The sequence below is a fragment of the Shewanella sp. MEBiC00475 genome, assembly GCF_005234075.1.
In the GTDB taxonomy this organism is placed as follows: domain Bacteria; phylum Pseudomonadota; class Gammaproteobacteria; order Enterobacterales; family Shewanellaceae; genus Shewanella; species Shewanella polaris.
Map to the genome: position 1 here is coordinate 1,436,133 of NZ_CP039928.1, position 13,075 is coordinate 1,449,207.

14 protein-coding genes are annotated in these 13,075 nt (G+C 39.4%); 5 read left to right on the top strand and 9 right to left on the bottom strand.

Annotated elements, in window-relative coordinates; genetic code table 11:
• Window positions 1–231 precede the first annotated feature (231 nt).
• Window positions 232–1,191 (top strand): integron integrase, encoded by a 960-nt coding sequence (locus tag FCN25_RS06340; RefSeq protein WP_137223015.1) that lies wholly within the window; start codon window positions 232–234, stop codon window positions 1,189–1,191.
• Window positions 1,192–1,326: 135 nt separating this feature from the next.
• Here the strand turns inward: FCN25_RS06340 and FCN25_RS06345 are convergent, their stop codons facing one another.
• The 8 genes from FCN25_RS06345 to FCN25_RS06380 all read right to left on the bottom strand — a co-directional run bounded on the left by FCN25_RS06345 (window position 1,327) and on the right by FCN25_RS06380 (window position 9,048).
• Entirely contained in the window at window positions 1,327–2,097 is a 771-nt protein-coding gene (locus tag FCN25_RS06345) for an ABC transporter permease (RefSeq protein ID WP_137223017.1), read from the bottom strand.
• Window positions 2,097–3,032, bottom strand: coding sequence for an ABC transporter ATP-binding protein (locus tag FCN25_RS06350; protein WP_137223019.1), 936 nt, complete (start codon window positions 3,030–3,032; stop codon window positions 2,097–2,099). Before FCN25_RS06350 ends, FCN25_RS06345 begins: the two co-directional genes overlap by 1 nt.
• Window positions 3,033–3,098: 66 nt before the next feature.
• On the bottom strand, window positions 3,099–3,629 hold the full coding sequence (gene hpt, locus FCN25_RS06355; protein WP_137223021.1) for a hypoxanthine phosphoribosyltransferase: 531 nt from the start codon (window positions 3,627–3,629) through the stop codon (window positions 3,099–3,101).
• Between the two features lie 7 nt (window positions 3,630–3,636).
• Complete coding sequence (locus tag FCN25_RS06360) at window positions 3,637–4,296, bottom strand: flavin prenyltransferase UbiX (protein ID WP_137223023.1); 660 nt, start codon at window positions 4,294–4,296, stop codon at window positions 3,637–3,639.
• A gap of 26 nt (window positions 4,297–4,322) precedes the next feature.
• The gene (gene mpl / locus FCN25_RS06365; protein ID WP_137223025.1) at window positions 4,323–5,762 is read right to left on the bottom strand and encodes a UDP-N-acetylmuramate:L-alanyl-gamma-D-glutamyl-meso-diaminopimelate ligase; all 1,440 of its coding nucleotides are present in this window, start codon (window positions 5,760–5,762) and stop codon (window positions 4,323–4,325) included.
• A 98-nt stretch (window positions 5,763–5,860) separates the two neighbouring features.
• On the bottom strand, window positions 5,861–6,163 hold the full coding sequence (locus FCN25_RS06370; RefSeq protein ID WP_137223027.1) for an AzlD domain-containing protein: 303 nt from the start codon (window positions 6,161–6,163) through the stop codon (window positions 5,861–5,863).
• Entirely contained in the window at window positions 6,160–6,957 is a 798-nt protein-coding gene (locus FCN25_RS06375) for an AzlC family ABC transporter permease (RefSeq protein ID WP_137223029.1), read from the bottom strand. Before FCN25_RS06375 ends, FCN25_RS06370 begins: the two co-directional genes overlap by 4 nt.
• Before the next feature lie 1,128 nt (window positions 6,958–8,085).
• Window positions 8,086–9,048, bottom strand: a complete 963-nt coding sequence (locus tag FCN25_RS06380; protein ID WP_137223031.1) for a LysR family transcriptional regulator — start codon at window positions 9,046–9,048, stop codon at window positions 8,086–8,088.
• Between the two features lie 487 nt (window positions 9,049–9,535).
• On the opposite strand from FCN25_RS06380, the gene FCN25_RS06385 reads away from it, so the two are divergent.
• The 4 genes from FCN25_RS06385 (at window position 9,536) to nrfD (ending at window position 12,167) form a co-directional block, all read left to right on the top strand.
• Entirely contained in the window at window positions 9,536–10,000 is a 465-nt protein-coding gene (locus FCN25_RS06385; protein ID WP_137223033.1) for a DUF2726 domain-containing protein, read from the top strand.
• Between the two features lie 74 nt (window positions 10,001–10,074).
• The gene (locus FCN25_RS06390; protein ID WP_137223035.1) at window positions 10,075–10,536 is read left to right on the top strand and encodes a cytochrome c3 family protein; all 462 of its coding nucleotides are present in this window, start codon (window positions 10,075–10,077) and stop codon (window positions 10,534–10,536) included.
• A gap of 6 nt (window positions 10,537–10,542) precedes the next feature.
• The gene (locus tag FCN25_RS06395) at window positions 10,543–11,229 is read left to right on the top strand and encodes a 4Fe-4S dicluster domain-containing protein (RefSeq protein WP_137223037.1); all 687 of its coding nucleotides are present in this window, start codon (window positions 10,543–10,545) and stop codon (window positions 11,227–11,229) included.
• Window positions 11,226–12,167: an NrfD/PsrC family molybdoenzyme membrane anchor subunit gene (gene nrfD / locus FCN25_RS06400; RefSeq protein ID WP_137223039.1), complete on the top strand. Its 942-nt coding sequence runs from the start codon at window positions 11,226–11,228 to the stop codon at window positions 12,165–12,167. Before FCN25_RS06395 ends, nrfD begins: the two co-directional genes overlap by 4 nt.
• A gap of 219 nt (window positions 12,168–12,386) precedes the next feature.
• On the opposite strand, the gene FCN25_RS06405 is transcribed toward nrfD, so the two are convergent.
• On the bottom strand, window positions 12,387–13,067 hold the full coding sequence (locus FCN25_RS06405; RefSeq protein WP_137223041.1) for a Fe2+-dependent dioxygenase: 681 nt from the start codon (window positions 13,065–13,067) through the stop codon (window positions 12,387–12,389).
• Window positions 13,068–13,075 lie beyond the last annotated feature (8 nt).

A 13,075-nucleotide genomic window follows, 5' to 3' on the forward strand; every position in this document is an offset into this window, starting at 1 on the left:
GTAAAGCAATTTAATGACTCTTAACCTCCGATATAAAACTTCGATTGCGCGTTAAAAGTGTCGAAATTAAATGCTAAAAAAATTAATTAAATAATATCAATAGATTAGGTTTTATCTGTTTATTCATATCTAGCACTTTAGATTGCTTTTTGTACACGTTTTATTGTAATTCATTCAAAACCCATTATAACTGTATGAATGCACAGTGCAGGTAACATAAAGGGGGAAGTGATGGCGGGATCGGGATATATAGAAGCAATTCGACAACAAATTCGAGTGAGGCATTACAGTTACCAAACTGAAAAATCATACCTTTATTGGAACCGTTATTTTATAAGATATTTTAAGTTTACTGCTGCAAAACATATTTTACCTACACACATTGAACAGTTTTTATGTTTTTTAGCAAACGAACGGCGTGCTTCCAGTAGTACACAACAGCAAGCCCTTTGCGCCCTTGTTTTTGCGTTTAAACATGTACTAGCCATAGATACCGACAATTTGCAGTTCCCGTATGCAAAAACACCAACTCGAATTCCGCAGGTTTTAAATGATGTTGAGGCCAAACAGGTCATTGATAATTTACATGGTAAATACCAACTGATTGGCTGTTTATTATATGGCGCGGGGTTAAGATTAACTGAAGCTTTAAGTATTAGACTTAAGGATATCGATTTTGAAAATCGCACACTTTTTGTATTTAGAGGTAAAGGTAAAAAAGATAGAGTTTGTATTTTACCTAAAATGACCATTGACCCCATACAACAGCAGATGCACCATGTGCGAGAGACTCATGCTCACGACTTATCTCAGGGATTAGGGATGGCTTCTTTGCCTTCTAGCTTACTCAAAAAGTTTGGAACAAGCGCCAAACAATTACATTGGCAATATCTTTTTCCTTCGATTCACTGTGTGTCACATCCAATTAATGGGTATATGTGTCGACATCATATTGACCCAACAACATTTAGAAAGGCATTAAAAAAAGCTGTTCAGAAAACGACTATCACTAAACGCATTACCGCTCATACTTTTAGGCATTCCTTTGCAACAAACTTACTGAGACGTGGTCACGATATAAGAACCGTGCAGGAATTGCTTGGCCATAATGATGTAAAAACAACCCAGATTTATACGCATGTTGCAGGTTTGCACCAAACAGGCGTACAAAGCCCAATGGATTACAGTTAGCAATAATAATTACTTAGTCCGAGATCAAACCTATTGAGTAAATACCTGTTAAATTTCACCCACAAAAAAGGCCCTTGCGAGCCTTTATATATACATTATTCGTTATAGCTTGGTGAGCGGCTGCCTACTACAGACTTAGCTTCGCAACCCAATCCCACGCGATATCAAATAGTACGCCAGTGTCCATAAGCTGACACAAAAACCAATCATAATTGCTATCGATAACGGTACGCTGAGGTCAGCAAATCCTAGAAAACCATAGCGGAATACGTTGATCATATACACCACGGGGTTTAACGATGACACGCCTTGCCAAAAAGGTGGTAATAACGATAACGAGTAAAATACCCCACCTAAGTAGGTGAGTGGTGTGAGAATAAAGGTCGGAATAATACTGATGTCGTCAAAGCTTTTGGCAAACACAGCATTAATTAACCCACCCAATGCAAATAACACTGAGGTTAAAAACATGGTTAACACCACCAAACCTGCATGATGTAGATTGATATTAACAAAGAACATTGCCACCAAAGTAACAATAAGGCCAACGCATAAACCACGAGCTACGCCGCCGCCGACGTAACCGGCTATCATCACGTAATGCGGTACAGGGGCAACCATGATTTCTTCAATGTTACGCTGAAACTTTGCGCTGTAAAATGATGACGCCACATTAGAGTATGAGCTGGTTATCACCGACATCATGATTAAACCTGGGGCAATAAACTCCATGTAGCTTACGCCGCCCATTTCACCGATGCGACTGCCGACTAAGTTACCAAAAATTAAAAAGTACAACGTCATGGTAATGGCTGGCGGTACTAGCGTTTGAATCCAAATACGGGTGAAGCGATTAATTTCTTTGGTTAGAATACTTTTAAAAGCCACAAAATACAGACTGTTCATTATTTCGACTCCTTGGCTTTTTCTACTAACTCTACAAACAATTCTTCTAAACGGTTGGCTTTATTGCGCATCGACAACACTTCTATATTGGCTGCTGTTAACTGAGTAAATAATTCATTAATGTTATTCGATTTGGCCACATCGACTTCTAAGGTATGTGCATCAGTTAAGCGGCAATTCATGTTAGTTAATTGCGGTGCAACGTCGAGGTCATTGCGTAAATCGAAAACAAAGGTTTCAACATCTAACTTACTTAGCAATGCCTTCATAGTGGTGCATTCCACCAGCAAACCATTATCGATAATACCAATGGTACGACACAACATTTCGGCTTCTTCAAGGTAGTGAGTGGTTAAAATAATGGTCACACCTTGTTTGTTGATTTGTTTTAAAAACTCCCACATTGAGCGACGCAACTCAATGTCCACACCCGCGGTTGGTTCATCTAAAATCAACAACTTAGGTTCATGCATTAGCGCGCGGGCAATCATTAAACGGCGTTTCATACCGCCAGACAGTTCACGGGCTTGAGCATGACGCTTTTGCCATAAATCAAGTTGTGTGAGGTACTTTTCTGCGCGCACTAATGCAACTGCTTTTGGCACCCCATAGTAACCCGCTTGATTAACCACAATTTGTTGCACGGTTTCAAATTGATTAAAGTTGAACTCTTGCGGCACTAACCCAATACATAACTTGGCATGTTCGAGTTGCTTATCAATATCAAAACCAAAAACTGACACCGTACCTGATGTTTTTTGCACTAACGAACTGATAATGCCAATAGTGGTCGATTTACCCGCGCCATTAGGACCAAGTAATGCGAAAAAGTCACCTTGCTTTACCGTTAAGCTAATCGACTTAACGGCTTGTACGCCACCTTTGTAGGTTTTTTTTAGGTTTTCGATCACCAATGCGTTGGCGTTATCGGCCATATTGACATCCTCAACTTACAATGAAAAAACTCCCACGATGATGAGAGTTGATAAAAGAGTTCTAACTTAATCTATCGGTACAACTTTAGCGATGTAAGGCAAGTTGCGATATTGCTCTGCGTAGTCAATACCGTAACCGACAATAAATTCGTCTGGAATAGTAATACCAATAAAGTCTACAGGTACGTCTACTTCACGGCGCTCTGGTTTATCCAATAAAGTGCAAAGCGCTAGGCTTTTGGGTTCGCGCAGTAACAACATTTCTCGCACTTTATTTAAGGTGTTACCTGAGTCGATTAAGTCTTCGACAATTAATACGTCACGGCCGGCAATGTCTGACTGCACGTCTTTAAGCACTTTGACGTCGCGTGAGGTTTTCATGGTATTACCGTAACTCGAAACAGACATAAAATCGATTTCGACATGGCCTTTAATACGACGACACAGATCGGCCATAAACACGACCGAACCTTTTAATAGGCCAACCATTAATAAGCGTTCACTGTCGGCGTAATGGGCATTAATACGCTCAGCTAACTGGTCTAGGGTTTTATTGATTTCTTGTTCAGAAATCATCATTTCAATGGTGTGCTTCATAAATCTCTCAATTGTCGTTGTCGTGTGACTGAGTATGTCCGTATCCCCAGCGACTCGTTAAGTCGTGTTCAATGCCCAAATGATCAAGTATTCGGGAAACCATGAAGTTTACCAGATCTTCTACCGATTGGGGATTATGATAAAAGCCTGGTGCCGCTGGCATGATGGTCGCACCGTTTCGCGTTAGGCTTAACATATGCTCTAAGTGTATGGCGCTAAACGGAGTTTCACGCGGAACAAGAATCAATTGCCCACGTTCTTTTAATACTACGTCTGCTGCTCTTTCGAGCAAATGATTACTCATACCCGTTGCCACAGCGGCTAATGTGCCTGTTGAACACGGGCAAATGACCATTTGCTTCGGCGCTGCGCTGCCAGATGCTGGTGGCGAAAACCATTCATCTTTACCTAAAACAACTAACTCACCTTTTAACGGTTCATCAGGATTATCAAATTGTTCAAGTAATTGTGCCTTGGCTTTGCCTGGATTAGCGCTTAATTGCAATCCATGCTCAGTGGCTAACACCACTCGCGCGGCACTGGATATCATTAAAAATACTTGGTAATCGGCCGCTAACAAACACTCAAGCAACTTAATACCATACGGCGCGCCCGATGCGCCTGTCCAGGCTAGGCTAATTGCTTTGGCTTTTTTGGCGTAGGCCATGTTGTCCCCTCTGTTCGCTAAAGCAGTTAAGCTAAAGCCTTTATCAATTTTTGGTGAATGCCGTTAAAACCACCATTACTCATAATGACCACGGTATCGCCTTGCTGTGCTGTATTAGCAACAGCAGTAATAATATCTTCAATGTTGTTGTACACAGTCACTGGGATCGGCGCATTGGCCATACTGGCACTAATGTCCCAGCCAATATTATCAGCCTGATACAAATAACCCACATCCGCTAACGCCATAGAATTGGCTAAGGTGTCTTTGTGCACGCCGCTTTTCATGGTATTTGACCGCGGCTCTAGTACCACGATAATTTTTCCGCTGGCATGATTGCCTAAGCCCACTTTGGCGCGTAGCCCTTGTAAGGTAGTGGCAATGGCCGTTGGATGATGAGCAAAATCGTCGTACACAGCAACACCGTTGACGGTATCAAGCAGTTCTAAACGACGCTTTGGTGGACTAAATTGAGTTAACGCTTCAATGGCATGATTAGGAGCTACGCCTACATGACGAGCTGCCGCTATGGCCATAATGGCATTTTCAATATTGTGTTGACCAATTAACGCCCAGTTTACTATCCCTTGCGATTCACCTTTAAACAGTACTTCAAACTCATGGCCATCGTCGGCAATCATACGCGACTGCCAAGCGTTGGGTTCACCTTGGTTGGCAGAAACATTAACTGAAGGCTTGGCTGAATCGGTCATTAAGCTTGTGGCTTTAGAATAAATTTCTTGTTCGCTCCAACAACCCATTTCAATGACTTGCTGTACGGCTTCAACGTCGCTTGGCCAAATTACCTTACCCTCGCCTGGCACTGTACGAATAACATGATTGAATTGGCGTTGGATTGCCGCGAGATCGGCAAAAATATCGGCATGATCAAACTCAAGATTATTGATCACTAGAGTACGAGGATGATAATGGACAAACTTAGAACGTTTATCAAAAAAGGCACTGTCGTATTCATCGGCCTCTACGACAAAAAATGCTGAGTTACCTAGGCGGGCTGACACCCCAAAGTTTTGCGGCACACCACCAATTAAAAAACCTGGCTCGTAACCACAGTATTCTAAAACCCACGCTAGCATGCTGGAAGTAGAGGTTTTACCATGAGTACCTGCCACAGCTAATACCCAACGGTCTTGCAAAATATGTTCAGACAAAAATTGCGGCCCAGAAGTGTATTTCATACCGCGGTTTAATACCGCTTCTACGCACGGGTTACCACGACTCATGGCATTACCAATAACCACTAAGTCTGGTTGATTGTCGCCTTCTTTACCTAACTGACTAGGGTCAAAACCTTGGATTAGCTCAATACCTTGCTGCTCAAGCTGGGTGCTCATCGGCGGATAAACATTGGCATCGCTGCCAGTCACTTTGTGGCCCATCGCACGGGCAAGTAGGGCTAAACCACCCATAAAAGTGCCACAAATGCCTAAAATGTGTACGTGCATACTCAACTCTAATTCGTCCGTAATATGGCGGTTATTCTAATCTATTGTGTAGCAGAATGTCAGTTAACAATGATTGAAATTAATCTAGGCGTATCTTGTTAATACAAAATAAAAAACAGTCCCATACTGAGCACGGTTGTGAGTAAGGTATTACGAGTAACATAAGCCAATATTGTCGCCACCAGCGCACAGGTTAAATATGGGTTATATATGCTAATGGCCAATTGGCCTTCAGGCACAAATACGATTGGCGCTAATATGGCGGTTAATACCGCTGGTGCTGAATAACTTAAAAACGTTAAGGTGTTCTTACTTAAGCGAATTGGCAACTTAGGTTCTAACAACAAGTGCCGACTGACAAATACCACTGCTGCCATTGATAAAATAATCAGCCAGGTCATACGTTATCTTCCTTTTTAACGGTTACAGTAGCTTGAGTTGAATCGGCATCGGTTGCCACGACACTGCCCTCATTGGTCAGTTTGGCGTAAAGCATTCCAGCTGCCATACCCGATATTGCCGCAATTAGCAGCCCTGCTTGGATTGCAAATACCGCGCACACCACCGCTAACATAAGCGACACTAATACACAGACTAGAATCGATGGCTTTTTTACGGTTGGCACAACTAAGGCAATAAAGGTGGCGGCGATGGCAAAGTCGAGCCCGAGTTCACCTAAATTGTCGATAGACTGTCCTGCGACAATGCCAAGCAAGGTGGCAATATTCCAACCGAAATAAAAAGTTAACCCACCGCCCAAAGCGTACCAGCGATCAAACTGATGTTGAGCTGGCGTATCGCCTTTATGGGTTTGATTGGCAATAGCAAAGAGTTCGTCGGTGAGTAAAAAACCCAGCCCTAAACGCCATTTAAGCGGTAACGGACTGATATGGGTGCGCATTGCCATGGCATACAGTAAATGCCGAGAGGTGATCAATAAGGTGGTGATTAAAATACTGCCAATACCAATACCGGCTTTTATCATCCCTAGGGCAACTAATTGCGCACTGCCCGCAAAGATAATCGCCGACATCGCTTGGCTTTCAACGGGAGTAAGACCTACCTCTAATGCAAACGACCCCGCTAGAATGCCCCAAGGGATCACAGCAATAGTCAACGGCATAACCGCTATTGCGCCAGCTAAGAATGATTTGGTTTTTGTAGTGGTTATAGAAGTTAACTCTGCGGGGTCCACGCTATATCCTTATTTACTGATATCGTCATTTTCCCAGTACATCGCAATGGGAAACAAGAAAATTAGCTTAACGTGAATAAGTTAATAAAGCCCCTGAAAAATGATCATCCATGTTACTAGAGCCTGTTGAACTTTGCTGGTTAAATTTTGTTCGAGATAAAAACGTTTTAATCGAGGCGAGAGGATCGTTGCCTAGCAATCTAAGCACCACTTGCTTAATAAAGAATCGCTCAACAAAGAGTAAAACGTTTTTAGCAGTAACTCATGATTCGATTGAATATACAAATATAACCATTATTCACGGGTTCTAAACAAAGCGTTTTGTGGATTAGTTAAGGAGTTGAATGCTTAGTATAACCAATACTCCGCTGACTAACACAGGCACTCATTTTTAATAACAAGACCAATAAAAATCAGCAAATAGAGATTATTAAATTGATGGCCAGATTGGTGACGGGTCATTGATGCTTTTTAACCAGTGAATAGTGATAATTGCCACAAAGTACATTAGCAAGAGCTTAAATAGCGTTTATGATAAAATGATTCACCTCATATTTTTTGATATAAAAAACGTTAAATATAGTATGTAGATTCTTATATTTATCATTTACATTTATCAAATATTCTTAATCGCGTCGATATCATCGCAAAAAATTTTATCTTTCTAAATTGCAATAATGCATATTTATTATAGTTAAATTTAGTATCGATAACGATGCAGCCTACATTATACATTTTTGCAATGAACTAAAAACCAAACGAAAATGGATTTTAAACCAGTAAATAATATACGTAAAAAGGAATTACATAAGATGTAATTCCTATACACATTAAATATGAGTTTATAAATAAGAGGGAAAAACTGGATGAAATGACTAACTAAGAATGCAACCAAGGCTGTCTTGCTCAATATGATTCAAAAAATACAATCTATCCAAAATTTAAAATATTTATCTATACAAAAATGACAACATCCACCTACTATAAAACAAATTTTCATTCAATAAGCATTAAACACAAAACAGCTAAAAAAGTTATACAAAAGCGATAATAAAATACACTCGTTAACAACAAAACATATATTTAAAATGCATTTATAGCTACAGCAAAAATTATGTAAGTTCTATTTTAAATAAGTTCACTGGTCAATTCGCGTATTTGCTGTTTTAACCAGGTAGCATCCTCATTCACTGCATTGGGATGAGTCACTAATACTAATTTTAATGGTTCGACAACGTCAAAAAGACGATTAACTTCGAACTCTGATAACTGGCAAGCATGTAAACCTGACTCTTCATCTATCATATCGTAAACAGCCTTATAAGGTGTTAGCGCCAATGACTGACAATCAGAAAGGTAATCAAATAAAGAAGATACATTTGTAATTGTCATTTCAGTTTCAAGAGGCAAATTTTTGATTTGACAATACTCTTGAAACGGATTGATTATCGGTGCTTGAGCGCCCATAAGCGTATTGATATACGGATACTCAGCGATACTTTCTAAAGTAATTTCTTGCTTTAAAAGGGGATGATTTTTACAGCATAACAAATACTGCGGCCCCATCTTAGCAAGTACTTCAACTTGTAGTTTTTGATCAAAACAATGGATTTCTTCAGGGCTTTTACAACCACACACGACAATATTATTAGGGTCGTTGGAGACACCTTCTAGAGCATGTTTATCCCAGTTGTTTACATTAATATGAATATCTTTATTCTGCTCTTTAATTGCATTCATTAATGCACGTGGATAGGCATGAGCAATCATTCCAGGCATCACTAACTCAAAATATCGACTATGTGACAATTCGGCACTATTCATCCGATTGAAATTTTTAGCACAGTCCACAATTTCTTTTGCTATAGGATAAATCCTTCCAGCATAGTCGTTAGGCACTAAGCCATATTTACGTCTAATAAAAAGCTCATCGCCAAATAGCAATCTTGCTGAATGTAAACAACGACTTATTTTTGATGCTGGTACATCTAATATTCTAGACACATGAGTCGCCGATTTGTTTTCGTACAAACTTACTAATATTGAGAGCGTTAATAAGTCTAATTTATCTAAATCAATCTTCTTCATCATAGATACTCCCTTAGAGGTATTTGATATAACATACTAACGATTTCTTCGAGAGTTCATATCATTATTTTTAATATTTGACGATTACTTATTCCAGATCATAAAAATGAATTATCAAAAACAACCTATTTCACAAAATCACTTAAAACTAGCTTACTATCAATGCTACCAAAATGACTATTATAGTTGTAATGCTTAATTAAAAATCAAAGTTTCAAAAACAAGAATTTCAGTTTCTGCAAAATCAAATTTAACATTATGAAATACTTAATTTTTAATTTATATATTAATATAACCAAATAAATGTATAACTTAATAAAACATATTAAAACAAACAATAAGATCTAAATCATAACTACAATCAAATAAATTATAATCACTGCAATTAATTGATTACGATCAATTTAAAATAAAAATATAAGAATAATATTAATCGTACGTCGACGACGTATGATTAATTAATAAAACAATAAGTTTTTTGGAGGTTGGTATGAACACTTCAGTATTTTTAAGTTATGCATTTATATACTCAGTTTTATTTATCGTTGTTCCATTTATATTAGTTGTTTTCACTATGACTTGTATAAAGTTCTTCAAAACTAATACAGAGGATCACACAGTTAAATTTAAAAAAATGCTTTTTGATACTCAAAGCTTTAACTTTTTAAAATCACTAAAAACGATGGTTGGTGGAAAATATGACGTTTGTTGTAACGTTCCAATCGATACCGTGTTTGAAATGGATGCACAAACTGCTGCCGAAAATCATACACGACTCGATTATGTTGTCATTGACCATGACTCGTCAGAAGTGAAATTAGTTATCTCTGACTTCAGTAATCAAGAAGATGCTAACTCAAAAAGTTTATTCGAAAAATTCAACATCAAATTAGTTGAAATTGCTCGAGGTAAACCTTACGACATGCAAATGTTAAAACAATCACTACCTGTATGACAACCCTATCGGGTGACGACAATGTGTTTTCACCCGATATTTTATTTTTTAAATTCTGATCGCGAGGATTCGTTATGTCCGTGAATAAATGGCTATTGCCACTCGGCATAGGATTGCTATCACTGTTTCTTAGCCAAGGCGCCATCAGTGATGAACTTACTGGCAAAATTAACAATGACTCATGCATGAAATGCCATAAACGAAATGGAGCAATGCTGGGCTACCATAGCCACGACTCTTTAAACATGAGTTGTAGTTCTTGCCATGGTGAAAAAGGCAATCATCCTAGAAAGCCTAATGATTTGATGGTGTTCTCTTCGGACAACGACATCCCTGTTAATGCTCAAAATGCCGTGTGCCTTAAGTGTCATACCCCGACAAAGTTAGCTGAAGCTGAATGGACACACAACGTACATGCGCAAAAAACGAGTTGTGCATCTTGTCATAAATTACACCCTAAATTAGATCCAATGATGGGGTTAACTGCCAAAGAACGCAGTAATCAATGCCGAAATTGTCACACGGTGCAGAGGTAAATAATCATGGAAAACTCAAGAAGGCATTTCCTTAAAAGTACCTGCGCATTGGTTGCAGGCGTATCGGTATATCCACTCAGTGGCAATAATGCCAATGCCGAAATGGAACCAGATATAAACAACATCAAGTACGCTTTATTATATGATGAAACCAAATGCATTGGTTGTAATGCCTGTGTTGAAGCGTGTCGTGAAGTGAATCATGTACCAGAAGGTGTCTCACGACTAAGCATTGAAAGAACAGGCCCATTTGGAGAATACCCTGATCAATTTTATCATTTTTCTCGACATTCTTGCGAACATTGTGAAAACGCACCTTGCGTTACAGTTTGTCCTACTGGTGCCTCCTTTATCGATAAAGAAACCGGTATTGTTGCAGTAAATGCGGATAGATGTGTGGGGTGCCTATATTGTATTGCAGCCTGCCCTTATGAAGTGCGTTTTATTAACCCAGTCACCAAAGCTGCCGACAAATGTGATTTCTGCCGTGAAACAAATCTCAAACAGGGTAAACAACCTGCCTGTGTAGAAATATGCCCGACAAAAGCGTTAGTGTTTGGCAATCTTAAAGATCCCGAGTCTGAACTAGTTACGCTATTAAAGGCTAATCCGACTGAGCGCTTTAAGCAAGATTTAGGTACCCGACCTAAAATATTTCGTATCAAAGCGAAACAAGGGGAGATTATATTATGAGTGCTTTCGAATTTGACACATTAGTATGGCATTGGCCCATTGCCATATACCTATTTTTAGCAGGGGTATCCGCTGGTGCTATGTTCTTTGCTGTTATGCTAAAACATGGTTGCCTGAAAGAGAAAGCATATCAATCTGGATTTGTTATAGCAGCATGTATTGTTGCGGCAATTTCGGTGTTAGCAGGCTTAGGCGTATTGGTATTAGATTTAACCAAACCCTTCGACTTTTGGAAGATCTTAGTGTTTTATAACCCTACGTCAGTAATGTCGATGGGTGTAATTATCTTAATGCTTTATCAAGTGTTTATGTATGCTTGGATTATAATAACATTTAAAAAACCTATTGATGATTTATGTAAAAACCGCTTCCCAATTGTTGTTAAATTAACAACTATAATAGCCCGTTATGAAGCTGGTATAACTGGTTTACTGGTCATATTCTCTGTGTCGTTAGGTGCTTATACCGGATTTCTATTATCGGCTCAGCCTCACTTCCCGATGTGGAATACTGGAGTATTACCTTTACTATTTTTAACTTCTGGTTTGTCTTCAGGTGCTGCGGCATCACTATTAGGTGGTGTGTTACTCAAAGGCAATCCCAATGGTGCTGAAGTCCGTTTCATTCATAAAATAGAGATCCCACTGATTTTAGGCGAGATACTCCTTATGTTCACCTTCTTCCTGGGTTTAGTATTCAGTGGTGGCCAAAGCAAGGTAGCGGCATTCAATGCTATCGGAGTAGGCTTTTGGGGGTTTGTATTCTGGTTCGGCATTATGGGATTAGGATTGTCGGCCCCATTAGCGATGAACTTATTTATGACCGCAACTTCAAAACGCAAGTTTTCCTATGTTGCCGGAACAGCATGTCTAAGTTTATTGGGCGTCATATTATTACGTAACTTTATACTTTATACCGGTCAAATGATAACAAGTTAATACAATTAACGGTGATAGCACGCGTTAGCAACCGTACTGTCACCGTCTATTCAACAAAGAAACTCAGCTTGACGTTGCCACTATTTAATCCCATTCTCAGTTAACTATTTTCTGCTAAGTGAATATAAGCAAATCATTAAAATCGAATAACTAATATTCAGTCACTAAAATCCAGTCATGTAAACTTAGCTATACTCCCTTCAATATTAGTCATTTCAATTACAGCTGAGTAAATTGCCTAATTAAATTATGATACACATTATGTAGATTATCTAATTCAGCACGATCGGTATTGTCAGCTTTAATTAAATTTTGAATAGTTTGATCAAACTGATACAAGGTTTGGCGTAAGTTTGAATCTGCCACCATACTTTGCATCCAAGTAATTGCTGCAATCCGCTGCCCTTTAGTGACCGCAGTGACTTTATGTAAACTGCTTGACGGATACACCACTGCGTAACCTGCCGGTAATTTAATTTGTTGTTGGCCAAACTCGGTAGCTATGACCAACTCGCCGCCGTCATACTCTTCGGGTTCACTCAAAAACACCGTCATGGAGACATCACTGCGGAGCACTTCCGATGTATTCGGGATCCGCATGATGGCCGCGTCGACATGATAGCCATATTCTTCGGTTTCGCTATAGCGATTAAAGCACGGCGGAAAAATCTTGTGCGGTAATGCAGCAGACACGATTTTGGGCGTTTCGCCAATACGCGCCAATAACTGGTTAGCTAATTGGCGCACACTGGCATCTTGTGCATCTGCTTGATTGTTATTTTTTACTGAGGCCGCCATTCCCATTGCGGTTTTGCGGCCATCGCCCCACGGACATTCTGCCAGTTGCTGACGATAAGCGCCGACGTCTTGTTTTGTGAGGATTTTTTCAATAACAATCATACAAACAC

What these genes read in the sequence shown, in the direction of transcription:
- FCN25_RS06340 (WP_137223015.1), top strand. Translation starts at nt 232, where the DNA reads ATGGCGGGATCGGGATATATAGAAGCAATTCGACAACAAATTCGAGTG.
- FCN25_RS06345 (WP_137223017.1), bottom strand. Translation starts at nt 2,097, where the DNA reads ATGAACAGTCTGTATTTTGTGGCTTTTAAAAGTATTCTAACCAAAGAA.
- FCN25_RS06350 (WP_137223019.1), bottom strand. Translation starts at nt 3,032, where the DNA reads ATGGCCGATAACGCCAACGCATTGGTGATCGAAAACCTAAAAAAAACC.
- hpt (WP_137223021.1), bottom strand. Translation starts at nt 3,629, where the DNA reads ATGAAGCACACCATTGAAATGATGATTTCTGAACAAGAAATCAATAAA.
- FCN25_RS06360 (WP_137223023.1), bottom strand. Translation starts at nt 4,296, where the DNA reads ATGGCCTACGCCAAAAAAGCCAAAGCAATTAGCCTAGCCTGGACAGGC.
- mpl (WP_137223025.1), bottom strand. Translation starts at nt 5,762, where the DNA reads ATGCACGTACACATTTTAGGCATTTGTGGCACTTTTATGGGTGGTTTA.
- FCN25_RS06370 (WP_137223027.1), bottom strand. Translation starts at nt 6,163, where the DNA reads ATGACCTGGCTGATTATTTTATCAATGGCAGCAGTGGTATTTGTCAGT.
- FCN25_RS06380 (WP_137223031.1), bottom strand. Translation starts at nt 9,048, where the DNA reads ATGATGAAGAAGATTGATTTAGATAAATTAGACTTATTAACGCTCTCA.
- FCN25_RS06385 (WP_137223033.1), top strand. Translation starts at nt 9,536, where the DNA reads ATGAACACTTCAGTATTTTTAAGTTATGCATTTATATACTCAGTTTTA.
- FCN25_RS06390 (WP_137223035.1), top strand. Translation starts at nt 10,075, where the DNA reads ATGTCCGTGAATAAATGGCTATTGCCACTCGGCATAGGATTGCTATCA.
- FCN25_RS06395 (WP_137223037.1), top strand. Translation starts at nt 10,543, where the DNA reads ATGGAAAACTCAAGAAGGCATTTCCTTAAAAGTACCTGCGCATTGGTT.
- nrfD (WP_137223039.1), top strand. Translation starts at nt 11,226, where the DNA reads ATGAGTGCTTTCGAATTTGACACATTAGTATGGCATTGGCCCATTGCC.
- FCN25_RS06405 (WP_137223041.1), bottom strand. Translation starts at nt 13,067, where the DNA reads ATGATTGTTATTGAAAAAATCCTCACAAAACAAGACGTCGGCGCTTAT.